A 21,384-nucleotide genomic window follows, 5' to 3' on the forward strand; every position below is an offset into this window, starting at 1 on the left:
TTCACTTGGCCGGACACGCCAACAAGTGTCGCTATCTGCGAACCATCTGCTGCAATGTCGTACTTCGTGTAGCTCTTGTCGAGTTTGAAGTCGAATTGCTGGGTTGCTTTTCCGTTGGCGTAAAAGATGTCTTGCGTCTTAAAACCGCTGGCGCTGAACTTCACGACCTCATTCACTTGGCCGGACACGCCAACAAGTGTCGCTATCTGCGAACCATCTGCTGCAATGTCGTACTTCGTGTAGCTCTTGTCGAGCTTGAAGTCGAATTGCTGGGTCGCTTTTCCGTTGGCGTAAAAGATATCTTGCGTCTTAAAACCGCTGGCGCTGAACTTCACGACCTCGTTCACTTGGCCGGACACGCCAACAAGTGTCGCTATCTGCGAACCATCTGCTGCAATGTCGTACTTCGTGTAGCTCTTATCGAGCTTGAAGTCGAACTGCTGGGTCGCTTTTCCGTTGGCGTAAAAAATGTCCTGCGTTTTGAAGCCCGCCGCATTGAACTTGACAAGTTCAATCATCTGGCCGGTCGTGCCATAGACTGTTGCCGTCTGCGAACCGTCTGCTGCAATGTCGTACTTCGTGTAGCTCTTGTCGAGCTTGAAGTCGAACTGCTGGGTGGCTTTTCCGTTCGTGTAGAAGATGTCCTGCGCTTTGAAACCAGTCGCATTGAACTTCGCGACCTCAGTAATTTGGCCGGTCACGCCGTAAAGTGTTGCCGTCTGCGAGCCGTCCGCTGCAATGTCGTACTTCGTGTAGCTCTTATCGAGCTTGAAGTCGAACTGCTGGGTTGCTTTTCCGTTCGTGTAGAAGATATTATTATAGGCCGCTTCAGCCTCCTTCGTAACGCCGATGATCGCGGCCAAGTCAAAATCATCGCGCATGGCGGCAGCATATTTGCTATCGGCACTCTTATCACGTGCATTGTTTAAGTAGTGCCCGATTTCATGGCTCAATACACCAACGAAAACAGTTGGGCCAAGCTGATCGTAAGTAGTATTACAGTATTTTCCGAACGTGATTACCTTTCCATTTATCTCCCACCCTATTCCAGGAGAATCCGGACTGGCCTCAAATACCTTAACTTTTCCATCGGCAACATCCTGATTGTATTTCAACAGTTGGCCGATAAGGATTGGGCTTCGGTTGATTAATTCTATCTCAGCTTGATTCAACTTAATTTTTCCAAACAACGTCTCTTTTCCAGTGATAATCGCCATGCCTACTCCTTATCTATGTTTTGATTGAAACCAAATTCACTAAGACAGCCATGCTGGATAAATCGAAAATAGGTTTTAATACCCTCCCCCTGTTTATTTTCATACGTAAAACCAAATGATGACAAATGCGGACTAAAATTTTTGACTCCCTCTCCAAATATCAATACAAGATCAGTCGGTTTCACGCAGAGGACACTCGAATTAACTGGTATGGAGATTAGAACCCTACTGAACGTCTGATGGCTAGGCCTAAAAATACGATACGTCAAATGATCGGCTTTATATTCCATTGATTCCGCCGTTGGTTCGACCGCTATTTCAAAACCCCGGATGGTTCTTCCGCTGCTGTCGTAAATCGCTTTTTCCGGGCTAGCAATAAAAGCTATTTTTAGCTTTTCAGCAACGAATTTGATGTTATCCAGATTATCTGAATCAGCTACAGCTTGGATATCGAGGAGGAAGTTTCGTACCGTACGAGGCGGTATCTCGTTAGCTTTAAAAGATGCGCAGGCCCCAAAAAGTGGAATAGCGGCGATAAGTGTTTTGTAAAAATTTTTCATTTCTCACCAAGTTCACTGTTTGCTTGTTTGCAAGACCTTGTGCCTTTTGAGCAACATCTGCCGCAGCCTGTCGTATCAGTTGTAATCATACGTTCGTCCCGCACGATCGTGCGCATACCTGTGCCTGAGTAATTTCCCAATTGAACAGTGGCGAGCGAAAAAAGCCCGCACGCGGGCGGGCAAAGAAGCTATTCGCCTCTGAGAGTCAAACAAGCGAAGGCTTACGTAACGCCTGAGCGATCAGACAGAAACGCGCGTTGAGGAAGGGGAAGCACGTGGCGCGCCGCCACCAGAAAAATGCAAAAACCAACAGGCAAGCCAGAACAACCGGCTTGCCTGCTCAACCAAGTTAGAAATTGAAACTATCGATATTCGCGCTATCAAACGTGGTCGGCGGTCCAAGGATCACCTCACCGCTCTTGCCGACCGTACGCTTGCCGAGCTTGCCCGCATCGAACGACTCGCCTTCCTTGCCCGTGATCGTCCCCGACGCGAGATTAGCCGCCGCGAACGCCGCGAGGTAGCCGAGCTGACCCGGATCCCACAACTGGAAAGCCTTCACGGTGCCGTTCTTCACGAACGCGCGCATCTGGTTCGGCGTGCCGAGTCCGGTCACCGCAACCTTGCCCTTCGCCGGCGACGACTGGATGTAGCGCGCCGCCGCCGCGATACCGACCGATGTCGGCGCCACGATCCCCTTCAGGTTCGGATAAGCCTGCAACAAGCCCTGCGTCTCGACGAACGACTTCTGATCATCGTCATTGCCATACGCGATCTTCACGAGCTTCAGCTTCGCATACTCGGGCTTCTTCAATTCCTCCTGCATCCACTTGATCCACGTGTTCTGGTTCGTCGCATTCGGCGTCGCGGAGAGAATCGCGAACTCGCCCTCGCCGCCGACGAGCTTCGAGAGCAACTGGATCTGTCCGCGTCCGATCGATTCCGAATCGGCCTGATTCACGAAAATCTGACGGCCTTCCGGCGCGGTATCGGAGTCGAACGTCACGACCTTGATCCCTTGCGACATCGCCTTCTTCAGATACGGCACGACCGCGTTGGCATCGTTCGCGGCGATCACGACCGCGTCCTGCTTCTGCGTGATGAGCGTGTTGATGTACGACACCTGCGACGACGCACCCGCATCCGACGGCCCCACCACCTTGCCCTGCCCCTTCATCTCCTTGATGGCCGCCATGCCGCCATCGTCGGCGATCACCTCATACGGGTTGTTGATTTGCTTGGGCACGAAAGCGATCTTGAGACCGCTCTTGAGTTCGGCAGCGTTGGCCGTCATCGCCACGCACGCCGCCAGCAACGCAACGGCCAGCACCGGCTGGCGGATCGATCGTAATGGTCTGAACATCTGTTGAGTCTCCTGATGTCGCGCGCGGCTTCTACGAAGTCTTCGACGCGCCGGTTATGAAAAACTTCCTTAAAGCGTTTGCGCCATCAAGCGCTTTTCACGCGTCGCCCTCCAGCGCGCGACGAGGTTCGGGATCAATACCGACGACAGCAGCAGCGCGCCGGTCACGATGGTGAGCGTTTCGCTCGATACGTCAGCGAGCGTCAGCGCGTTGCGCAACACGCCGATGATGAGCAGCGACAGCAGCACGCCGATCATCGATCCGCGTCCGCCGAAAATGCTCACGCCGCCGAACAGCACCGCCGCGATCACCGAGAGCTCGAAGCCTTCACCGTTGTCGCCGCGCGCGCTCGTGAAGCGCAGCGTGTAGACGACGCCCGCAAGCGCCGCCATCGCGCCCGAGAGCATGAAGAGCCTGAGCTTGGTACGCGCGACGTCGATGCCCGAAAACTGCGCGGCCACAGGGTTCGCGCCGATCGCGTAGAGGCTGCGGCCGAAGGGCGTCGCCTGTAGCAGCACCGTGAAGACGATGGCGCCGAGTATCACGAGGATGAACGGCATCGGCAGGAAGGTGGCGGCAATCGTTTCGATGCCAAACGCCGTGTACGACGCCGGAAAATCCGCGATAGCCTGATCGCCGAGCAACACGTAGGCGAGCCCCCGAAACAGCGCGAGCGTGCCGATCGTGACCGCGAGCGACGGCAGGTTGAAGCGCACGATCACGAGGCCGTTGAGCAGCCCGGCCAAGGTGCCGGCGACCAGCACGATCGCGATGACGAGCGGCATCGGCAACCCCATGTGCCACAGCACCCCCATCAGCGCGCTCGATGCACCGAGCACGGACGCCACCGACAAATCGATCTCCGCCGCGATGATGATGAGCGTCATCGGCAAGGCGATCAGCGCGATCTCGGTGAAATCCGCGAGCATGTTGGAGAGGTTCGCGCCGGAGAGGAACATCGGCGAGAGCACGCGTCCGCCGATCAGCGAGACGGCGAGCACGATCACGAGCATCGCTTCCCATTGCAGGTGGCGGCGCTTCGTGGTGGACAGAGCGGAATCGGGTTTAGCCATGATCGCGTTTCCTCATCATGCGTTTGGCGACGGAGCGGGCAAGCAGCGTATCGAGCGTGATCGCCGCGACGATCAGCGCACCCTGGATGGCCTGCTGCCAGAACGGCGACACGCGAAGAACGACGAGCGCGATGTTGATCACGCCGAGCACGAGCGCACCGAGCGTCGCGCCGGTCACCGTGCCCACACCGCCCGTGATCGCGACACTGCCGACGACCGCTGCAGCGACCACCTGCAGTTCGATGCCCTTGGCCGTGCTGGCATCGACGGTGCCGAAACGCGCAAGCCACAGCACGCCAGCGAGTCCGGCGATCGCGCCCGACAGCAGGAAGCCGATCATCACGCGGCGCTCGACGCGAATCCCTGCGAGCCGCGCGGCCTCCGGGTTCGAGCCGATCGCGTAATGCTCGCGTCCACCGCGATATTGCTTCAGATACACCGAAAGCGCGATGAGCACGACGAGCGCGATCAATACGAGGTTCGGCACGCCGAAGAGCGATCCCGTAGCGATGAGCGCGAACGCATCGGGCAGGCTCGTTGCGTTGATCTGGCCGCCGTGGACCCACGCATAATCAGCGCCGCGCACGATGTAGAGTGTGGAGAGCGTGGCGACGAGCGACGGCACGCGACCGAACGTAATGAGCACGCCGTTCACCGCGCCAATCGCAAGACCGATGCCGATGCCCGCGAGCATCGCGACGATCACCGGCATCTGCGGAAACATCACGAAGAGGCTGCCGACCGCATACGCGCTCACTCCAACGACCGACGCCACCGACAAGTCGATATGCCGCATCAGCATCACGACGGTCATGCCCGCCGTAAGCAAGCCGATGATCGACACATTGAGCAGGACGTCCCGCAGATTTTGCAGATTGAGGAACTCGGGCTTCACGGCAGCCGTCGCGGCGACAAGCGCGATCAGCACCGCAAAGAGCGTCGCTTCGCGGCTTCTTGCTAGTCCGCCGAGAAGGTTCGGGCGCTTGTGTTTCGGCGCGTGCATCGCGGGCATAGTTGAGGAATGTCGTGTCATGCTGCGCGTCCCAGGGCTTGCGGCGATGCGCCCAATGCGGCGCTCATCACGCGTTCTTCATTCGCATCGGCGCGCGCGATATCGGCGCTGATGCGGCCTTCATGCATCACGAGCACGCGATCGGCCATGCCGAGCACTTCGGGCAGTTCGCTCGAAATCATCAGCACCGCCATGCCTTCGCGCACAAGATCCGCGAGCGTGCGATACACCTCCGCCTTCGCGCCGACATCGATACCGCGCGTCGGCTCATCGATGATCAGCACCTTCGGGTTCGTCGCGAGCCATTTGCCGAGCACGACCTTCTGCTGGTTGCCACCCGAGAGCGTGCCGACCGGTGCATCGAGATCGCTCGCCTTAAGGCGAAGGCGCTTGCCCCAATCGGCGGCGAGCGTCGATTCGCTTTTCGCGCTGATCAGCCCGTGCTTCACGAGCCTGCCGAGCACCGTGAGCGATGCGTTGCGCGCGATGCTTAACTCAAGCGCGAGTCCTTGCGCGCGACGATCCTCCGGCACGAGCGCGAGGCCCGCGCGCACCGCTGTCGCCGGCTTGCCGAGCGCGAGCGGTTTGCCTGCGATCTTGACCTCGCCTGCATCGACGGGATCGATCCCGAAAATCGCCCGCGCCACTTCGCTGCGCCCCGCGCCGACGAGCCCCGCCAAAGCCACGATCTCGCCCGCGTGGACATCGAACGAAACGTTCTTGAACACACCCTCGCGCGTGAGACCGCGCACCGACAGCCGCACTTCGCCGCGTGCCACATCGGCTTTCGGATAGAACGTGTCGAGATCGCGGCCGACCATCTTGCTCACGATCGCATCGATGGTCATCTCGGCGGTGAGTGCGTCGAAGACCTTCACGCCATCGCGCATGATCGTCATGCGCTGCGTCAACGCGAACACTTCGTCGAGCCGATGCGTGATGAACAGGATCGCGACGTCGCGTTCACGCAACGCGCGCACGATCGCGAACAGGCGCTCGACTTCGGGCAGCGACAGCGCGGCCGTCGGCTCGTCCATGATCAGCACGTTCGCATTCAGCGACAGCGCCTTCGCGATCTCCACCACCTGCTGATCCGCAATCGATAACCCGCGCACGAGTCGCTCCGCGCGCAGGTTGACGCCGAGCGTAGAAAGCAGCGCATCGACTTCACGATTCATCGCGTCGTAGCGAATGCGGCGCAGTCCATCGCGCGGCTGGCGGCCCATGTAGATATTCTCCGCGATCGAGAGATCGGCGAAGAGCGTCGGCTCCTGGTAGATCACGGCGAGGCCGGCATCGCGCGCCTCGGCGGGATTGGCGAAGCGTCGCGCGATGCCTTCAACCAGCAATTCGCCCGAGTCCGGCTGATGTACGCCCGCGAGAATCTTGACGAGCGTCGACTTGCCCGCGCCGTTTTCACCGAGCAGCGCGTGTACTTCACCAGGCCATAGCTGCAGGCTGCCATCGCCGAGCGCGCGCACGCGCCCGAACGACTTGCTCGCATGCCGCAGTTCGAGCCGCGGCGGTTTGTTGTCTGTCATGCTGTCTCCGTCTTTCTAAATTCGGTAGATGCGTTCCGCGTTGCTTCTGAACAGCGCATCTTTCTCACTGCCGGTTGCATCTGCAACTATCGATGCATACGCGTTCCAAAGCGCGCCATACGAACCAAACAACCGGTCCACCGGAAAGTTCGATGCGAACATCGCGCGTTCGCAGCCGAACGTATCGATGGTTTCGAGCACATACGGCCGAAAGCTCTCTACGGTCCACGCGTGATCGAACATCGCGAGGCCGCTGATCTTCACCGCGACGTTTTCACAAGCGGCAAGCGTGCGCATGCCTTCGCGCCACGCGCGATAACCCTGCGGCGACGTCCGGTCGACAAACATGCCCGCGTGATTCACGATGAACTGCGTCTCGGGATGTTCCCGTGCAAGCGTTGCAGCATCGCTCATTTGCGACGGATATAGTTGCATATCGAACGACATCGCATGACGCCTGAGCAACGCAAAATTCCGGCGCCACACGGGTTCACGCATGAAATGACGCCCCACGTAGTCATAAAGCGGCTTCTCATGCACGTTTAGGATCTGCCGGATACCGCGCGTGTTGCTGAAAGCTGCATGCGCTTCGAGCACGGCCTCGGCGTTTTCCGCCGACAAATCCGCATACGCGACGATGCCGTTCGGCATGCCGCGCCCTTCACCGTCGGCGATGCCTTGCAACCAGCGCGTCTCTTCGACAGGATCGGCCGGATCGTGATTCGCATCGACGTGCACGACCTTGAGCACCTCGACCTCGCCCGCCTCGCGCAGCAAATCGCTGATCAGGTAATCGTGCTTCAGGTCCCGCGCATCGCCGAGGAACGATGTCTGCGGATTCGCGAGCCACGGATAGTGATGCGTTTTCAGGTCCCACAAGTGAATATGCGGATCGACAACCTGCATGTTGGTGCCCTCGTGCCGCTCGATGAAAGACAGGTTCAGGGAAGATGAAAGACAGGAACGAGCGGCGTCGTGACGGGCGAGCTGTCCGCGTTCGTCTCCATCAGCTCGGCCATGTAATCCCACCATTTGCGCATGATCGGAAGTTGCGGCAGCGCGTCGGTCGAATGCGTCGCTTCGCGCTTGAACGTGGCGAACAGATGGTTCGTCGATTCGTCGAGAAAGATCCAGTAATCGCGGATGCCGGCGGCGACGAGCGCGTCGGCGAGCACGGGCCATATCTCGCGATGGCGCCGTTCGTACTCGTTGCGCATGCCCGGCTTGAGCGTCATTCGAAACGCAAGTGTCTCCATTGCGGCCGCCCTTTGATCGTTTTTTCGACCGTTGAAAGTATGTTTATCCAGGCTCTTGTGCTGCGACTATAATGCGCCGACCGATAACATCACAATCCGATTGCAGGATTGGCCGATCGCAAAACCGTATCGCTCGAGCGCGCCGCAATGAACGAAAACGTCTCCCAGCTTGCACTCGTCAACCGCCTCAAATTCAAGCACCTGGCGCTGCTCGTCGCACTCGACGACGCCCGCAACCTGCACCAGGCCGCCGATGCGATCAATGTCGCGCAGCCGAGCGCGAGCCGCATGCTGTCCGACATCGAAGAGGCCTTCGGCTTCCTGCTCTTCGAGCGCAACGCGCGCGGCATGCAACCCACGCCGCTCGGCACCGCGACGCTCGCGTATGCGCGCCGCTCGCTCGCGGACCTGACGCGCTTCGCTGCCGATCTCGACAGCAAGCGGCGCGGCGGCCACGGTCAACTGACGGTCGGCGCGATCATGGGCGCGGCCCCCGATGTTCTCGCGATGGCGGTGACCGAGCTCAAATCCGAGCGGCCGCTCCTCAACGTGCGCATCCTCGGCGAAACCAGCGACCAGGTCGTGCAACTGCTGCATCGCCGCGAAGTCGATCTTGCGCTCGGACGCCTTACCACACCGCTGCAACACAACGACTTCGATTTCGAGCCGCTCGCGCGCGAAGCAATGCGGCTCGTCGTGCGCGCATCGCATTCGCTCGCGGGCAAGGCGCCTCTCTCGCTCAACTCGCTCATCGCGTGGCCCTGGGTGCTGCAACCAATCACGAGCCCGGCGCGCGGCCTCTTCGAAGAAGAACTCGCACGCGCAGGGCTTTCGTCACCGTCGAACGTGGTCGAATGCGCGTCGATATTCGCCACGCTGCAACTGCTGCAAAACAGCGACGCCGTCGCGATGCTGCCTGAATCCGTCGTGCGCGATTATCTGCGTGCGCACCTTCTGATCGAACTTCCCGTCGAGATCGGCAAGAGCCTTTCGGGCTTCGGCCTCTTGCGCCGCAAGCAGGAAACGCTGAGCGAGCCCGCCGAATACTTCATCGCGCTCTTGCGCAAGTACTCGGCGGCATCGCTTACTGCAGGTTGACGAACAAGCCGCCATCGACGAGCAGCGACGCGCCTGTCACATAGCGCGCGCGATCGGAGGCGAGGAACACCACGCATTGCGCGACGTCGTCGGGTGCGCCGAGCCGGCCTAGCGGAATGCGCTTTTCCATGTACTCGCGTTTGGAGGTGTCCGCAAGGTCGTCGGCGTTCAGGTCGGTCGCGATCGTGCCCGGCATCACCGAGTTGCAGCGGATGCCGTAAGGCCCGAGCGCGATCGCGCACGACTGCATCAGCGAATGCACGCCTGCCTTGGTCGGCGTGTAATGCGTCTGCATGCCGCCGCCGACGAGCGCGCTGATCGAACTCGTCGCGACGATCGCGCCGCCCGTCCCCTGCGCCTTCATCTGGTTCGCGACCGCCTGCGTCACGTAGAACGCGCCGTTCAGGTTCACCGCGACCGTCGTCTCGTAGACCGATGCGGGCATGTCGAGAAACGCATGGAACGGGCAGATGCCCGCATTGCTCGCGAGCACGTCGACGTGGCCGAACGCGTCGACCGTGCGCTTCACGAGCTCGACGCCTGTCGCGCGCTCGGCGACGTTGCCTTCGACCGCGATCACGCGACGCCCCAGCGCCTCGATCTCGCCGACCACTTCCTCGACCGCCGAGAGCCGCCCATACGATTTGTCGTTATCGCCCCAATAATTGAGCGCGACGTCCGCGCCCTCCTTCGCGCAGGCCACCGCGATCGCGCGCCCGATGCCGCGCGAGCCGCCGGTTACGATCACCACCTTGTCTTCAAGCAACACGATGTTTTCCTCAGTGTGAATAAGGCCGCGTCAACGCGCATTCGGGATTCAGCCGCACGCCGAAACCCGGCGTCTCCGGCACCTTCATGCGGCCATTCACGGGCACGGGTTCATCGAGCAAAAGCGGCGTGAACATCGGCACGACTTCATCGGCCTTGGGCGCCATCATCAGGAACTCGGCGAACGGCGAGTTGTGACGCGTCACGACGAAGTGATAGCTGTACACCGACGAGCCGTGCGGCACGACGAGCACGTTATGCGCATCCGCCAGCGCCGAAATCTTGATGAGCTCCGTGATGCCGCCGCACCAGCCCACGTCCGGCTGAATCAAATCGGCGCATCCCATCTCGAGCAACATGCGAAAGCCCCAGCGCGTCGCCTCGTGCTCGCCGGTCGTCACCATCATGCCGCGCGGCACCGAGCGGCGCAGTTCGGCGTAACCCCAATAATCGTCTGGAGAAAGCGCTTCTTCGATCCACTTCAGGCCGTGTTCGTGCGCCGCATTCGCGAGGCGCTTCGCATAGGTCACGTCGAGACTCATCCAGCAGTCGAACATCAGCCAGAAGTCATCGCCGACTTTCGAGCGCATGTCCGCGAGCTTCGCGATGTTCTTCGCGAGCCCTTCCTCGCCTTCAGCCGGCCCGTGCTGCAACGGCATCTTCCCGCCGATGAAGCCCATCTCCTTCGCGAGATCAGGGCGCGCACCGGTCGCGTAGAACTGCAGTTCGTCGCGCACGGGTCCGCCGAGCAGCTGGAACACCGGTTCCTTCCGCACCTTCGCGAGCAGATCCCACAACGCGAGATCGACGCCCGAAATCGCGTTCAGCACGATGCCCTTGCGGCCGTAGTAGAGCGTCGCGAAGTACATCTGGTCCCACATCTTCTCGATGTCGGTCACGCGCTGGCCTTCGAGAAAGCGCGCCAAATGCTTCTCGACGATGAACGCGCCCACTTCACCGCCTGTGGTCACCGCGAAGCCGACAGTGCCGTCGCTCGCCTCGATCTCGACGACGAGCGAGCCGAGCACGTTGATGCCGAACGACTGGCGGCTCTGGCGATACTCGGGGTAGCGTGCCATCGGCGTGGAGATGTGATCGTCGATCCAGTGATCGGCGCCCTGGTCGTGATAATCGGCGCCGCCGCCCCGGACGGTGAAGGCGCGCACTTGCCGGATGGTTGGCATGGACATGATGATCGGACTCCGTTTGTAGGATGTGTGGTTATGACGCTTTGGCGGCTTTGCTTTGCTGCGCGTAGTCGGCGGCTTTCGGCTGGCGCACGAACACGACGATCACGAGCGCCGCCAGCACGCTCGCCACGCCGAGCGCGACGAGCCCCGCACTCTTCGATGCATACGCCTGCTCCGCCGCCGTGCGCAGCATCGGCGCGACGAAGCCGCCGAGGCTGCCGAGCGAATTGATCAGCGCGATGCCGGCCGCGGCCGCGGCGCCGGCGAGATAACGCGTCGGGAAGGTCCAGAAGAGCGGCTGCGCGCTGATGAAGCTGCTCGCGGCAAAGCAGAGCGCGATCATCGAGACAAGCGGATGGCTCGCGAGCCCCGACACCGCGATGCCCGTCCCGGCGATCAAGAGCAGCGTCACTGCGAGCCGCCTATGCGTGCCGGTGCGATCGGCGTAGCGCGGCACGAACCACGTCACGACGACGGCGCACAGCCACGGAATCGCGGTCACGAGGCCGACTTGCAGGCCGACTTTCGTGCCGAGGAGCGCCGCGACCTGTTGCGGCAGATAGAAGATCACGCCATACACCGCGATCTGGATGAGGAAGTAGACGCTCGAAAGAATCAGCACGCGCACGTCGACCAGCGCGCCGAGCACGCTATGCGGTCCGTGCGAGCCGGCCGCGCGCGCATCGTGTTCGATGCGCGCGGTGAGCAACTGGCGCTCGTCGTCACGCAGCCATTTCGCCTTCGACGGCTCGTTGTCGAGATACCAGAACGCCCACACGCCGACGATCGACGCCAGTCCGCCTTCGACCACGAACAGCCACTGCCAGCCCGCAAAACCGAACGCGCCATGCAGATCGAGCAGCAAGCCCGACAGCGGACTGCCGAAGATGAACGCGAGCGGCGCGCCGAAGTAGAAGACACCGAGCGCCCGCGCCCGCGCCGATTGCGGAAACCAGCGCGTGAGGTAATAGACGATGCCAGGAAAGAACCCCGCCTCCGCCACGCCGAGCAGGAAGCGCAACACGTAGAACGTGGTCGACGAATGCGCGAACGCCATCGCCGCCGAGACGAGGCCCCACGTCACCATGATCCGGCACATCCAGAGCTTCGCGCCGACGCGATGCAACAGCAGGTTGCTCGGCACCTCGAAAAGCGCATAGCCGACGAAAAACACGCCTGCGCCGAACGCGAACGCGGCATTCGAGAGACCGGTGTCCTGCTGCAGCGCCTTTTGCGCGAAGCCGATGTTCGCGCGGTCGAGAAACGCGAGCACGTACATCAGAAGGAGGAAAGGCAGCAGATGGCGCATGACTTTGGCCGTGACTGCGTCCTCCGCGCATTGCGGATCGCTCATGCTTGTCTCCAGTTTTTTGTACGGCGCGGCGATCAGTACGTCGCGCGTCCGCCTGAAAGGTCGAACACCGCGCCCGTGCTGAACGCGCAATCCTCGGACGACAGCCACAGGATCAGCGACGCCGCTTCGTCCGGCTGAAGAAAGCGGCTCATCGGAATTTTCGAGAGCATGTAGTCGATGTGCTGCTGCGACATCGAATCGAAGATTTCGGTCTTGGCCGCGGCCGGCGTGACCGCGTTGACGAGGATGTTCTTCGTCGCGAGCTCCTTGCCGAGCGATTTCGTGAGCCCGATCAGCCCGGCCTTCGAGGCGCTGTAGTGCGACGCGTTCGGATTGCCCTCCTTGCCCGCCACCGACGCAATGTTCACGATCCGCCCGTAGCCGTTCTTCAGCATGTGCGGCACGATCGCGCGGCACGTGAGGTACGGGCCGATCAGGTTCACGTCGATGACGCGGCGCCACACGTCGGGTGCGAGTTCCCAGGTCGTGCCGTTGCCGCCGGTGATGCCCGCGTTGTTCACGAGCACGTCGATCTTGCCGTGTGCGGCGAGCGTGTTCTGCACGGCGGCTTCGACGGAGGCCTCGTCGGTAAGCTCGACCACCGCCGTGCTGACTTTGCCCAAAGGCGCGAGTTCGTCGCTGGCGCGTTGCAGGCGCTCGGCGTCGATGTCCCACAACGCGACCTGCCCGCCCGATTTAAGCGAGCGCTGAGCGACCGCGTAGCCAATCCCGCGCGCGCCGCCCGTCACGACGACCGTCCGTCCCGCCAGATCGATCTGGTTCATGTGTGTCTCCTTGGTTGCTGGTTGTCTTTCGAGTTGAAGCAACTATAGAGGCGCGGCAATAGCGGAACAATTCGTCTTCTGGATGGCGTGATAGCGAAAGCGGATCGCATCCCGCCGACGCGGCACGCCGATTGCAGTAGACAAACTGCGCAGTCGCATCGACATCGAATGCGACTTCCAAATCAACTCAAGGAGATAACCATGAAACTCGCTACGAAAAGCATGCTGATATCGGCACTTGTGCTGAGCCTGTCCGGCGCTGCCTTTGCGCAGGGTGCGGGCGGCGGTGCGGGCGGCGGATCGGCGGGCGGCAACGGCGCGGGCCAGGGCGGCACCGGCATGTCCACGCCCAATGCCAACGGCACGACAGGCTCCAATTCCACCGCGACCGGCGGCAACACGATGGGACAGTCGAAGTCTTCCGGCATGTCGCACAAGAACATGAAGAAGAAAGGTTCGTCGACGATGGACGCGCCCGCTTCCGGCGGTTGACCGTCATTGGCTGTGAAGCCCGCGCGCGGCCAGTGCGCGGGTTGCAAACGGGGCACGCTCGTGCCCCGTCCAGATCCGCGTTTTTTGCGATCCGTCAAACCGCTTTACAATGTGGCGGCATTCGATAACAACACCCTGCCGTGCGCGCATCGTCTGCACGCTGCCCAAGCAGGAAATCAAGCGCTCTCACCGTCGAATCGGCAATGGTCACTGAAACATCTTCATCGGAATCGCTCGCTGTCGCCGAGCGCGTGCGCGAGCTCATGAGCCGTCATGGTATCGGCAAGCGCCAGCAGACCGCCGAGCTCTGCCGCATCCTCGATCTTAGTTTTTCGCAGGGTCATCGCAAGCTGCGCGGCAACAGTCCGTGGACACTCACGCAAATCCGCCGCGTCGCCGATGCATTCGACGAACCCGCGCTCCAGCTCTTCGATGCAAAAAACGCCGATGTCGACGACACCGAAGGCACTGCGCACGACGCCGTGTTCAAGCTGGGATCGGCGGAAATTCCGTGCATGGCTTGGGTCGGCGCGGCGCTCGATGCGGGCAGCCGGCCCGATTTCATTGCGCAAAAACTGAACAACCGCTGGCTCGTGACCAAGCACGAAGGCGTGCTGCTGCACGCTGCTTTCGACGTTCACAAGATCGAAATTCAGCCGCGCCGCGCCGATATGGAAAAGCCGGTGATCGCGGTCGTCGACGACGATCAGGCCTCCGCCGACAACCTGCACGACTATCTGGAATGCACCGGTTACACGGCGATCGCGTTCTACAACCTCGACGCGTTCCTGGAAGCGCTGCAGACGCAAGTGTTCGACGCGGTCGTGATCGACTGGCTATTCGGCGTGCATACCTCCGCGGGCGCGATCCGCGCGGTGCGCGAGTCCGACAACCCGGACGCGCCCGTCTTCGTTCTCACGGGCGAACTGACGACCGGCAAGGCAAGCGAATCGGACATCAGCCAGGTGATTCGCGATTACAACGTCGCGTGCTTCGAGAAGCCTGCGCGGCTGGCGATTCTTGTCGCGGATCTTTCCAAGCGGCTGTTGCGCTCGTAAAAACCGCTCAGGAAATTCTCCGCGTCGCCGACACCGCGCGTGCCACGGCGCCTCGCAGCACCTCATAGCGCACCGGCTTCAACAAATAATCGAAGAATAGAATGGCCGCGCGCGGATCGACGAGTTCCGGCGCGTAAGCGCTCACCGCGATGATCGGTACGCTCGCGCCCGAACCGCGCCGCCCGCGATATTCGTTCGCGAACGAATAGCCGTCCTTGCCCGGCATGTGCAGGTCGGCGAGGATCACGTCGGCCTCGTTCGCGGCGAGCCAGGCGAGCGCGCTGTCCACGTCGCCCATCGACACGACTGAATAGCCGAGGTGCGTGAGCATTTCGCTCAGCGATTCGCGAATCGATTCGTGGTCGTCGATCACGAGGACGCGCGATTTCTGCATCGGTTCGAGATCGGCGGCAATCTCGCGGCCTTCCGGCAGGCTTTCCACCGACGGCGCCGGCAAACTCACGCGAAACGCCGCGCCCTGCCCAACTTCGCTCGACACTTCGATCCTTCCGCCCAGCAGATTCACCAGCCCGCGCACGACAGCGAGCCCCATTCCGGCGCCGTCGAAACGCCGCGTGCTCGACGAATCGAGTTGCGTAAACTCCTGGAAGATCAGCGGAAGCTGCTCGCGCGCGATGCCCGGGCCGGTATCAATCACGGAAATATCGAGCCGCGCTTCCATGTGCTCGAAGCGCACGTCGATGGAGCCGGCGTCGGTATATTTGATCGCGTTGGTGACGAGGTTGGTCACGATCTGCCGCAGCCGGTGCGGGTCAGATTCGATCAGCCCGCGTAGCCCGACGAACTGCCCGCGCAACGCGAGCCCCTTCGCGGCGGCGGCCGGCGTGTTCGCATCGACGATCGAGTCGAGCAGTTCGATCGGCTCGAACACCGATATTCGCAATTCGAGCTTGCCCGCGCCGAGTCGCGCGTAATCGGTCAGGTCGCGCATCTGCGCTTCAAGATGGCGCGCGCCAGTTTCCAGCCGCTGGATGATCTTGCGATCGGCGTCTTCGTGCAGGTTCAGCCCGAGCAATTCCACCGACGATACGATCGCGTGCAGTGGCGTGCGCAGCTCGTGGCTGATCATGCCGAGGAACGTGTCCTTGGCGACGCTCGCCTCGCGCGCAGCGCGCGTCGCCTGATGCTCGGCTTCGAGCGCGGCGCGCTGCTGGTCGATCAGGCGCGTGCGTCGATAGCCGTTGAGCAGCAGCAGCGTGGTCGCCGCCGCCGACAGCAGCGCGAGCAGAATGCCTCCGTAGATCAGATAGCGGCGCTTGGTCTCGAAGTCGCTCACGATGTGCTCGCGCTCGGCCACGTCCACCATGCGGCGGCCGTTGGACAACTCGCTCACGGCCGCGAGGTTCTGGCGCAGCACGCCGGTGATGCGCAGCGTCCGTTGCGGCTCCGTCCGGATGTTCTCGACATCGCCCGAGACCGACGCGAGCGCCGTGCCGAGCTGCCGCACGATCTCTTCCTGACGGCTTCTCAACGGTTCGTGCTCGGCCAGCATCTGCGTCGATGCGGCGGCCACGTTCAGCTTCGACTGGAGAATTTCGTAACGCAGCATCACGGCGGACGCGTCCTCGTCGATGCCATTGCGATACAGCAGCACCTGATTCGCGAAGCGCCCGTAGGCGACTTCCAGTTGCGCGGCGTCCCAGTAGAAACCGTCGTACGGAATGACGACTTGCGGCGGCTGCTTCACGAGCAGGCCGGTATAGAGCATGTACGCGACCGCCCCGATCGGCGGCGCAATCGCCAGCGCGATCAGCGCCGCGTACCAGAGGCGTCGCAGCGATGGCGCCTTCATTTGAGAATCAGCGCTTTCACCTGCCACACGAATTTCGCGTCGGCGAGCGCGCCGGTCAGTTCGGATGGGTACGCGTCGCGGGGATAGATCAGAAAGAGCGGGCCGAAGTCACGGATCTCGAGCCGCTTGCCGTTCATGCTGTACGCGAGGATCGCGCCGTAGCGACGCGCGTCGGCGACAGTCACGCTCACCGTGTAGTCGTCGAGGGTGCGCAGTTCCACGACGTCGCCCGTCGCACCGACGCGTTTCAGCACGTCGGTTACAAGCGGCCCGGTGAAGGTCGACTTGGGCGTCCAGCGCGTCGAGGTCGTGATCGTGTGAACGGGCAGGCCCAGCAATTCCGCGTCGGTCATGTGATAGACCGTGTGCGAGACGTCGTTGCTCCTTGTAATTTTTCCCTGCACGTCGAGCGCGAGCGGCGTGGCGTGTGCAGCTTGGGCCATCACGACGAAAAAGAAGCAGAGCAGCCGCAGTTTCATCAGCGCGCCTCGTCGAAAGCCTTCGAAGCGCGCTCCGACGCGACAACGATCAGCTTCATCGTCGCTCGCGTGGCGCCGACGAAAAACTTGCGCGCGGCCTGTTCGTCGAGTCCGTCGAAATCGACTTCGGTCAGGATCACGCACGGCGCGGACTGCCCCTTGAAGCGATAGATCGATTCGAGCAGCACGTCGCCCTCGCGATACTCCGGGTTGCCGAACAGGTCGTAGCCGCCGGTGAAGCTGCGCAGCCGATGCGGTCCAAGATGCTCGACGGCCGTCAGCACCGACCCCTCGCGCCCGCGAAATGACAGCACCGCGATGTCCTGCTTCCTGAAGCCGAGCGAAAGCGCCTGCGTGATCGCGCGCTTGGTCGCTTCGATGACTTCGTCGGCGTGGCCGGGCGCGTAGGTCGAAACGCTCACTTCCGAGCCGTCGAACGGGCTGCCCGCATCGAGCCGGACGCCGCGCCCGACGATGCGCCGGATATACGCGAGCAGATCGCGCGGACTGCGATAGTTGGTGGATTCGCGCAGCGTCGTCCAGCCGGGCAACGGCACGCTTTCGCGGAAATACAGGTTCTGCATCGGGTCTTCGAGCCACCACCACGCGCCTTCGGGCTTGAGCAGCCGCGCGAGCGCATCGACCCAGGCGGCGTAGAAGTCCTGGCCTTCGTCGACGACCAACACGTCGAACTTCCAGTGCTCCGGCACCGGCACGTTCGCGAAGCGTTCTTCGAGCGTCGTGAACACGTTCGGCTGGCTGAAGTCGGGAGGACTGCCGGCATCGCGCGCCACCGCCGCGCTCAACTGGTGATAGTTCGCGATCTTCGCCTCGGACGGCGCGACGAGCCGGATGTGATCGGCGAGCGGCCGGTTGAAGCAGACGTACAGCACGCTATTTCCCTTCGCGACGGCATCGCGCATCACCTGCACCGCGAGCTGCGTCTTGCCGGAACCCGCCGTGCCGATCACGCGCAGGCGAAACGGCTCGAATTCGAGGCGGCGCGCCCACGTCGCGAGGCCGCCCGACAGGCGCGTCACGAGCATGTCCGCCTGCCCGACGAGCGCGTTGGTATCGGGCGTGAGCGCGAGTTCGTCGGCGAGGAAATGGTGGATGCGTGCGGCCGAATCGAAGCGCGGTTCGTCCGGCGGCAGGATTTCCAGCACGACGGAAGCCAGCTTGCGCTTGCGGCTTGCATCGACGATGCGCGCGGCCGGCACGCCCGCGATCGACGCATCCTTCACCGTGTAGTCCGGGCAATACAGCAGCTCTTCGATGCGATACGTGCCCGCGCCGAACGCGGCCGTGAAGCGCCGATGCAGGTTTTCGAGCGTGCGCGCGAGCTGGATCGCGACGTTGCGTTCCTTCTGCAGATAGACCTTGACCAACCCGGCGTTGGTTTCGCGCAGGAAGCCCGCCTTCATTTCAATGACGAGCACGCGGCCCGACGGCGCGACGACTACGAAATCCGCTTCGCCGAAGACGGAAAACCCTTCGTTGATCCGCGTCCAGTGGACGCCGTGATAGACCGTGTAGTCGTCGGGGAGCTTTTCGAGCAGCGAGAGCGTCTCGATTTCGCGCACGGCGGCGCCGGTTGCTTCGAGGTTTTTCCAGTCGTCGGGAACGATTCGAGCCATGCTCAGCCTTTGCGATTCAACGCACTACGTGGATGACGTGTGCGCCATTGTACGCAACGCGCCTTGCTCGCCGGGCGCCGTGTCAATCGGCAAAGTCGTACTTTCCGCCGCGCTCCAGCGCCCGCCGATACGCCGGCCGCGCGTGGATTCGTTCGAGGAACGCGCGAATGTGCGGCAGCCTGTTTGCGCCCGCACGGTGGCTTGCGGCTTCGAGCGGGAAGCTCATCTGGACGTCGGCCGCGCTGAACTCGTTGCCGACGAACCATTCCGACTTCGCGAGCTCGCCTTCGACGTAGCCGAAATGCAGCTTGAGCTGCGGATCGATGAAGCTGCTCTGCATCGTCGCGGCGATGCGGCGCGCGACCGGCTTCACGAAAAACGGCATCTTCGCGCTGCCGATGCGCAGCGCGACGAGCTTGAGCAGCAGCGGCGGCATCGCCGAGCCTTCCGCGTAGTGCATCCAGTAGTTGTAGCGCACGCGTTCGGGCGATGCGCCGGGCGGCGGCGCGAAGCGACCCTGCCCGTAATGGTCGACGAGATATTCGATGATCGCGCCCGACTCGGCGATGGTGATGCCGTCGTCCGTGATAACGGGCGACTTGCCGAGCGGATGCACGGCGCGCAGCTCGGCGGGCGCGAGCATCGTCTTCGGGTCGCGCTGATAGCGCTTCAGTTCATAGTCGACGCCGAGTTCTTCGAGCATCCAGAGCACGCGTTGCGAGCGGGAGTTGTTTAAGTGGTGGACGATGAGCATAGGGATGGGATGGAATGATGTTTGCAGGGCTGCACCCGGCGCCGCTGAACTTATCGGCGTGAAAGCGTCGAACAAGGGAAGGCCTTTCAATAATCACGAAAGACAACGACAGCATGAAAAGGAGAATTCGATGACCCTCGTCATTTATCTGGTGGGCTGGCTGATCTTCATCGGCGGCGTTGCGTGGGCGCTCGTCTCCATGCACGTCGCGCAGCACACGATCTTGATCGTCTGCGTGATTCTGCTCGGCATCGCCGTCATTACGGGCGCCACGCGGGCGCGCAACCGCGACCGGTCATAGCCGGGTTCACATATAAAGCAGAAAGGGGCGCCGCGGCGCCCCTTCTTCATTGGTTACGAAAGCACTCGCGCGTTCAGCGAATTGTGGATCAGCGTGACGAGTTCATCAGGACGAGCGGGCTTCGTCATGAAGTGCTGAAAGCCCTCGCCGATACTTCGCAATCGATACTCGTCGCCGTCGTGGCCCGTCAGCGCGATCGCGACCGAAGGCGGCAAGTTGCCTCGAATCTCGTAGTCGCGCAAACGTTGTATCAGGTAGAAACCGTCCATCATCGGAAGGTCGATGTCGCAGATCACTGCATCGGGCATGAGGCGGATGGCGGTCTCGGCGCCCTCCTCGGCATCGGCGACGGCAACGACATCCGCGCCTTCCTCCTCCAGCAGCATCTGCAATGCTTCCCTGCTCTCCGGATCGTCTTCAATCAGCACGATCCGGGCATGCCCCAGTCTTGCTACTTCGTTCATCATTTTGTTTTCAAACTGCCAAAAGCGGAATTCATATGCAAGCGATTCTACTGCGTGGCCGCTCGACCCTTCGTGCGTCAGGGTCGCGACATGGATTCCGGCAGCACCATTGTTGATCGGTTGATGGGCCGCGCATGGCCGGTGCGAAACCAGCGCGGTGCCAGGACACAGAAGTATCCCGCATCCTTTTGAGCAAAAAGCAGGCCGGAATGCTCGTACACCGCAAATCCTTGTGGCGCGGTCGTCGGCGGGCTTTTCGCGCACCGTGCGGTGGCGTCGATAAGTACGATCGTGTAATTCCGGGAATGATCGTGCCCGCTTTTCTCGTCAGACTTTTTCGGGCGTCATGCCGGCGTGGAGCAGCGAGCGGTATTCGGTGGGCGTGATGCCGACCGTCGCCTTGAACTGGCGCGTGAACGCGCTGTGGTCCGTGTAGCCACAGAGCGCGGCGACATCGGTGACCTTGTCGTTCGTGATCAGAAGCGCTGTCGCGGCATCGAGCCGTGTTTTCAACAGCACCTGGCGCGGCGTCAGGTGAAAGACCTTGTGAAAGTAGCGCTCGAGTTGCGCGATCGACATGTTCGCCATCGCCGCCAGTTGCCGCATGTTCAGCGGCTGCACGTAATTTTCCTGGATGTGCTGTACGACCGCCGCGAGCCTGCTGTAAGCCGGATGCGTGCCCTCGGCCGCCTGAAGGTCGCGCGAAATGCCCACGACGCCGATCACTTTCCCCGATGCATCGTAGAGAGGCTGCTTGCAGGTCATGCACCAGCCGGGCTCGCGGCCCGCGTAGAGATGCAATTCCAACTGATCGATCAGCTGATTGCCTTCTGCAATGATCGCCTTGTCCTGCGCTGTGTAGATGCGTCCGAAGCGGCGCGGGAAAACATCCTCGGCGGTCCGGCCGATCAGCGCCTGCTTGTCCTTCTGGCCACAGCGGCGCGCTAACGTGCGGTTCACCATCGCGTAGCGCGCCTCGGCATCCTTTACGAAGAAGACGACGTCGGGCAGCGCGTCGAACACGGGCGCGAGCAACATGAAGTGCTGAAGCATCGCATCGAGCGTCGATGCGGCGGCCGGCGCGTGCAACGCGGCTGCGCTGAGTTCGTCGGCGGGGCGGTCCATCGTGATGGTCAATTCGCGTCTCGCGGGCGTCGTCGTTGGGAAT

General features: G+C 61.8%; 21 protein-coding genes and 1 pseudogene. 4 read left to right on the forward strand and 18 right to left on the reverse strand.

Going from position 1 to position 21,384, the window contains the following annotated elements; translation table 11 throughout:
- The 8 genes and pseudogenes from AWB67_RS28545 to rhaM form a co-directional block, all read right to left on the reverse strand.
- Positions 1 to 1,217: pseudogene (locus tag AWB67_RS28545) on the reverse strand (hypothetical protein); the annotation flags it as partial.
- 2 nt (positions 1,218 to 1,219) lie between these two features.
- Positions 1,220 to 1,777, reverse strand: coding sequence for a hypothetical protein (locus AWB67_RS39800; protein ID WP_125477709.1), 558 nt, complete (start codon positions 1,775 to 1,777; stop codon positions 1,220 to 1,222).
- Positions 1,778 to 2,126: 349 nt separating this feature from the next.
- Positions 2,127 to 3,140, reverse strand: coding sequence for a rhamnose ABC transporter substrate-binding protein (gene rhaS, locus AWB67_RS28550; protein ID WP_087659555.1), 1,014 nt, complete (start codon positions 3,138 to 3,140; stop codon positions 2,127 to 2,129).
- A 69-nt stretch (positions 3,141 to 3,209) separates the two neighbouring features.
- Complete coding sequence (locus tag AWB67_RS28555) at positions 3,210 to 4,214, reverse strand: ABC transporter permease (protein ID WP_025527864.1); 1,005 nt, start codon at positions 4,212 to 4,214, stop codon at positions 3,210 to 3,212.
- Entirely contained in the window at positions 4,207 to 5,247 is a 1,041-nt protein-coding gene (locus AWB67_RS28560) for an ABC transporter permease (RefSeq protein WP_125474105.1), read from the reverse strand. Before AWB67_RS28560 ends, AWB67_RS28555 begins: the two co-directional genes overlap by 8 nt.
- Positions 5,244 to 6,767, reverse strand: coding sequence for a sugar ABC transporter ATP-binding protein (locus tag AWB67_RS28565; RefSeq protein WP_087659557.1), 1,524 nt, complete (start codon positions 6,765 to 6,767; stop codon positions 5,244 to 5,246). Before AWB67_RS28565 ends, AWB67_RS28560 begins: the two co-directional genes overlap by 4 nt.
- A gap of 15 nt (positions 6,768 to 6,782) precedes the next feature.
- Positions 6,783 to 7,673, reverse strand: a complete 891-nt coding sequence (locus AWB67_RS28570) for an amidohydrolase family protein (RefSeq protein ID WP_087659558.1) — start codon at positions 7,671 to 7,673, stop codon at positions 6,783 to 6,785.
- A gap of 35 nt (positions 7,674 to 7,708) precedes the next feature.
- Entirely contained in the window at positions 7,709 to 8,023 is a 315-nt protein-coding gene (rhaM, locus tag AWB67_RS28575) for an L-rhamnose mutarotase (protein ID WP_087659559.1), read from the reverse strand.
- A 147-nt stretch (positions 8,024 to 8,170) separates the two neighbouring features.
- Between rhaM and AWB67_RS28580 the strand changes: the two genes are divergently transcribed.
- A complete protein-coding gene (locus tag AWB67_RS28580) occupies positions 8,171 to 9,121 on the forward strand; it encodes a LysR family transcriptional regulator (protein WP_087659577.1) in 951 nt (316 codons plus the stop codon).
- Here the strand turns inward: AWB67_RS28580 and lra1 are convergent.
- Genes lra1 through AWB67_RS28600 form a run of 4 tightly spaced genes read right to left on the reverse strand, consistent with a single transcriptional unit; the run spans position 9,108 to position 13,218 of the window.
- Positions 9,108 to 9,890, reverse strand: a complete 783-nt coding sequence (gene lra1, locus AWB67_RS28585) for an L-rhamnose 1-dehydrogenase Lra1 (protein ID WP_087659560.1) — start codon at positions 9,888 to 9,890, stop codon at positions 9,108 to 9,110. The two genes, AWB67_RS28580 and lra1, sit on opposite strands and share 14 nt — an antisense overlap.
- A 10-nt stretch (positions 9,891 to 9,900) precedes the next feature.
- A complete protein-coding gene (rhmD, locus tag AWB67_RS28590) occupies positions 9,901 to 11,079 on the reverse strand; it encodes an L-rhamnonate dehydratase (RefSeq protein WP_087659561.1) in 1,179 nt (392 codons plus the stop codon).
- A 31-nt stretch (positions 11,080 to 11,110) separates the two neighbouring features.
- The gene (locus tag AWB67_RS28595) at positions 11,111 to 12,433 is read right to left on the reverse strand and encodes an MFS transporter (RefSeq protein WP_087659562.1); all 1,323 of its coding nucleotides are present in this window, start codon (positions 12,431 to 12,433) and stop codon (positions 11,111 to 11,113) included.
- 32 nt (positions 12,434 to 12,465) lie between these two features.
- A complete protein-coding gene (locus tag AWB67_RS28600; protein WP_087659563.1) occupies positions 12,466 to 13,218 on the reverse strand; it encodes an SDR family NAD(P)-dependent oxidoreductase in 753 nt (250 codons plus the stop codon).
- Between the two features lie 201 nt (positions 13,219 to 13,419).
- Here AWB67_RS28600 and AWB67_RS28605 point away from each other — a divergent pair, with 201 nt between their 5' ends.
- Positions 13,420 to 13,710, forward strand: a complete 291-nt coding sequence (locus AWB67_RS28605) for a hypothetical protein (protein ID WP_087659564.1) — start codon at positions 13,420 to 13,422, stop codon at positions 13,708 to 13,710.
- Between the two features lie 203 nt (positions 13,711 to 13,913).
- Positions 13,914 to 14,768, forward strand: a complete 855-nt coding sequence (locus AWB67_RS28610) for a helix-turn-helix domain-containing protein (protein WP_087659565.1) — start codon at positions 13,914 to 13,916, stop codon at positions 14,766 to 14,768.
- A 7-nt stretch (positions 14,769 to 14,775) separates the two neighbouring features.
- Here AWB67_RS28610 and AWB67_RS28615 read toward each other — a convergent pair whose 3' ends face one another.
- The 4 genes from AWB67_RS28615 to AWB67_RS28630 all read right to left on the reverse strand — a co-directional run bounded on the left by AWB67_RS28615 (position 14,776) and on the right by AWB67_RS28630 (position 19,451).
- Positions 14,776 to 16,581: an ATP-binding response regulator gene (locus tag AWB67_RS28615; RefSeq protein ID WP_087659566.1), complete on the reverse strand. Its 1,806-nt coding sequence runs from the start codon at positions 16,579 to 16,581 to the stop codon at positions 14,776 to 14,778.
- On the reverse strand, positions 16,578 to 17,060 hold the full coding sequence (locus tag AWB67_RS28620) for a putative pterin-binding protein (protein WP_087659567.1): 483 nt from the start codon (positions 17,058 to 17,060) through the stop codon (positions 16,578 to 16,580). The genes AWB67_RS28615 and AWB67_RS28620 overlap by 4 nt, the downstream gene beginning before the upstream one ends.
- On the reverse strand, positions 17,060 to 18,697 hold the full coding sequence (locus AWB67_RS28625; protein WP_087659568.1) for an ATP-binding domain-containing protein: 1,638 nt from the start codon (positions 18,695 to 18,697) through the stop codon (positions 17,060 to 17,062). Before AWB67_RS28625 ends, AWB67_RS28620 begins: the two co-directional genes overlap by 1 nt.
- A gap of 82 nt (positions 18,698 to 18,779) precedes the next feature.
- Positions 18,780 to 19,451: a glutathione S-transferase gene (locus AWB67_RS28630; protein WP_087659569.1), complete on the reverse strand. Its 672-nt coding sequence runs from the start codon at positions 19,449 to 19,451 to the stop codon at positions 18,780 to 18,782.
- Between the two features lie 130 nt (positions 19,452 to 19,581).
- Between AWB67_RS28630 and AWB67_RS41485 the strand changes: the two genes are divergently transcribed.
- On the forward strand, positions 19,582 to 19,752 hold the full coding sequence (locus AWB67_RS41485) for a hypothetical protein (RefSeq protein WP_181505566.1): 171 nt from the start codon (positions 19,582 to 19,584) through the stop codon (positions 19,750 to 19,752).
- A gap of 53 nt (positions 19,753 to 19,805) precedes the next feature.
- Here the strand turns inward: AWB67_RS41485 and AWB67_RS28635 are convergent, their stop codons facing one another.
- Together AWB67_RS28635 and AWB67_RS28640 are read right to left on the reverse strand one after the other, a co-directional pair.
- On the reverse strand, positions 19,806 to 20,219 hold the full coding sequence (locus AWB67_RS28635; RefSeq protein WP_087659570.1) for a response regulator: 414 nt from the start codon (positions 20,217 to 20,219) through the stop codon (positions 19,806 to 19,808).
- Between the two features lie 324 nt (positions 20,220 to 20,543).
- Positions 20,544 to 21,269, reverse strand: coding sequence for an AraC family transcriptional regulator (locus tag AWB67_RS28640; RefSeq protein ID WP_235025372.1), 726 nt, complete (start codon positions 21,267 to 21,269; stop codon positions 20,544 to 20,546).
- Positions 21,270 to 21,384 lie beyond the last annotated feature (115 nt).

It is taken from the genome of Caballeronia terrestris (assembly GCF_001544515.1).
GTDB lineage: Bacteria > Pseudomonadota > Gammaproteobacteria > Burkholderiales > Burkholderiaceae > Caballeronia > Caballeronia terrestris.

Excerpts from the sequence above, each read along its gene's own strand:
- AWB67_RS39800 (WP_125477709.1), bottom strand. The coding sequence starts at position 1,777 with ATGAAAAATTTTTACAAAACACTTATCGCCGCTATTCCACTTTTTGGG.
- rhaS (WP_087659555.1), bottom strand. The coding sequence starts at position 3,140 with ATGTTCAGACCATTACGATCGATCCGCCAGCCGGTGCTGGCCGTTGCG.
- AWB67_RS28555 (WP_025527864.1), bottom strand. The coding sequence starts at position 4,214 with ATGGCTAAACCCGATTCCGCTCTGTCCACCACGAAGCGCCGCCACCTG.
- AWB67_RS28560 (WP_125474105.1), bottom strand. The coding sequence starts at position 5,247 with ATGACACGACATTCCTCAACTATGCCCGCGATGCACGCGCCGAAACAC.
- AWB67_RS28565 (WP_087659557.1), bottom strand. The coding sequence starts at position 6,767 with ATGACAGACAACAAACCGCCGCGGCTCGAACTGCGGCATGCGAGCAAG.
- AWB67_RS28570 (WP_087659558.1), bottom strand. The coding sequence starts at position 7,673 with ATGCAGGTTGTCGATCCGCATATTCACTTGTGGGACCTGAAAACGCAT.
- rhaM (WP_087659559.1), bottom strand. The coding sequence starts at position 8,023 with ATGGAGACACTTGCGTTTCGAATGACGCTCAAGCCGGGCATGCGCAAC.
- AWB67_RS28580 (WP_087659577.1), top strand. The coding sequence starts at position 8,171 with ATGAACGAAAACGTCTCCCAGCTTGCACTCGTCAACCGCCTCAAATTC.
- rhmD (WP_087659561.1), bottom strand. The coding sequence starts at position 11,079 with ATGTCCATGCCAACCATCCGGCAAGTGCGCGCCTTCACCGTCCGGGGC.
- AWB67_RS28595 (WP_087659562.1), bottom strand. The coding sequence starts at position 12,433 with ATGAGCGATCCGCAATGCGCGGAGGACGCAGTCACGGCCAAAGTCATG.
- AWB67_RS28600 (WP_087659563.1), bottom strand. The coding sequence starts at position 13,218 with ATGAACCAGATCGATCTGGCGGGACGGACGGTCGTCGTGACGGGCGGC.
- AWB67_RS28605 (WP_087659564.1), top strand. The coding sequence starts at position 13,420 with ATGAAACTCGCTACGAAAAGCATGCTGATATCGGCACTTGTGCTGAGC.
- AWB67_RS28610 (WP_087659565.1), top strand. The coding sequence starts at position 13,914 with ATGGTCACTGAAACATCTTCATCGGAATCGCTCGCTGTCGCCGAGCGC.
- AWB67_RS28615 (WP_087659566.1), bottom strand. The coding sequence starts at position 16,581 with ATGAAGGCGCCATCGCTGCGACGCCTCTGGTACGCGGCGCTGATCGCG.
- AWB67_RS28620 (WP_087659567.1), bottom strand. The coding sequence starts at position 17,060 with ATGAAACTGCGGCTGCTCTGCTTCTTTTTCGTCGTGATGGCCCAAGCT.
- AWB67_RS28625 (WP_087659568.1), bottom strand. The coding sequence starts at position 18,697 with ATGGCTCGAATCGTTCCCGACGACTGGAAAAACCTCGAAGCAACCGGC.
- AWB67_RS28630 (WP_087659569.1), bottom strand. The coding sequence starts at position 19,451 with ATGCTCATCGTCCACCACTTAAACAACTCCCGCTCGCAACGCGTGCTC.
- AWB67_RS41485 (WP_181505566.1), top strand. The coding sequence starts at position 19,582 with ATGACCCTCGTCATTTATCTGGTGGGCTGGCTGATCTTCATCGGCGGC.
- AWB67_RS28635 (WP_087659570.1), bottom strand. The coding sequence starts at position 20,219 with ATGATGAACGAAGTAGCAAGACTGGGGCATGCCCGGATCGTGCTGATT.
- AWB67_RS28640 (WP_235025372.1), bottom strand. The coding sequence starts at position 21,269 with ATGCTTCAGCACTTCATGTTGCTCGCGCCCGTGTTCGACGCGCTGCCC.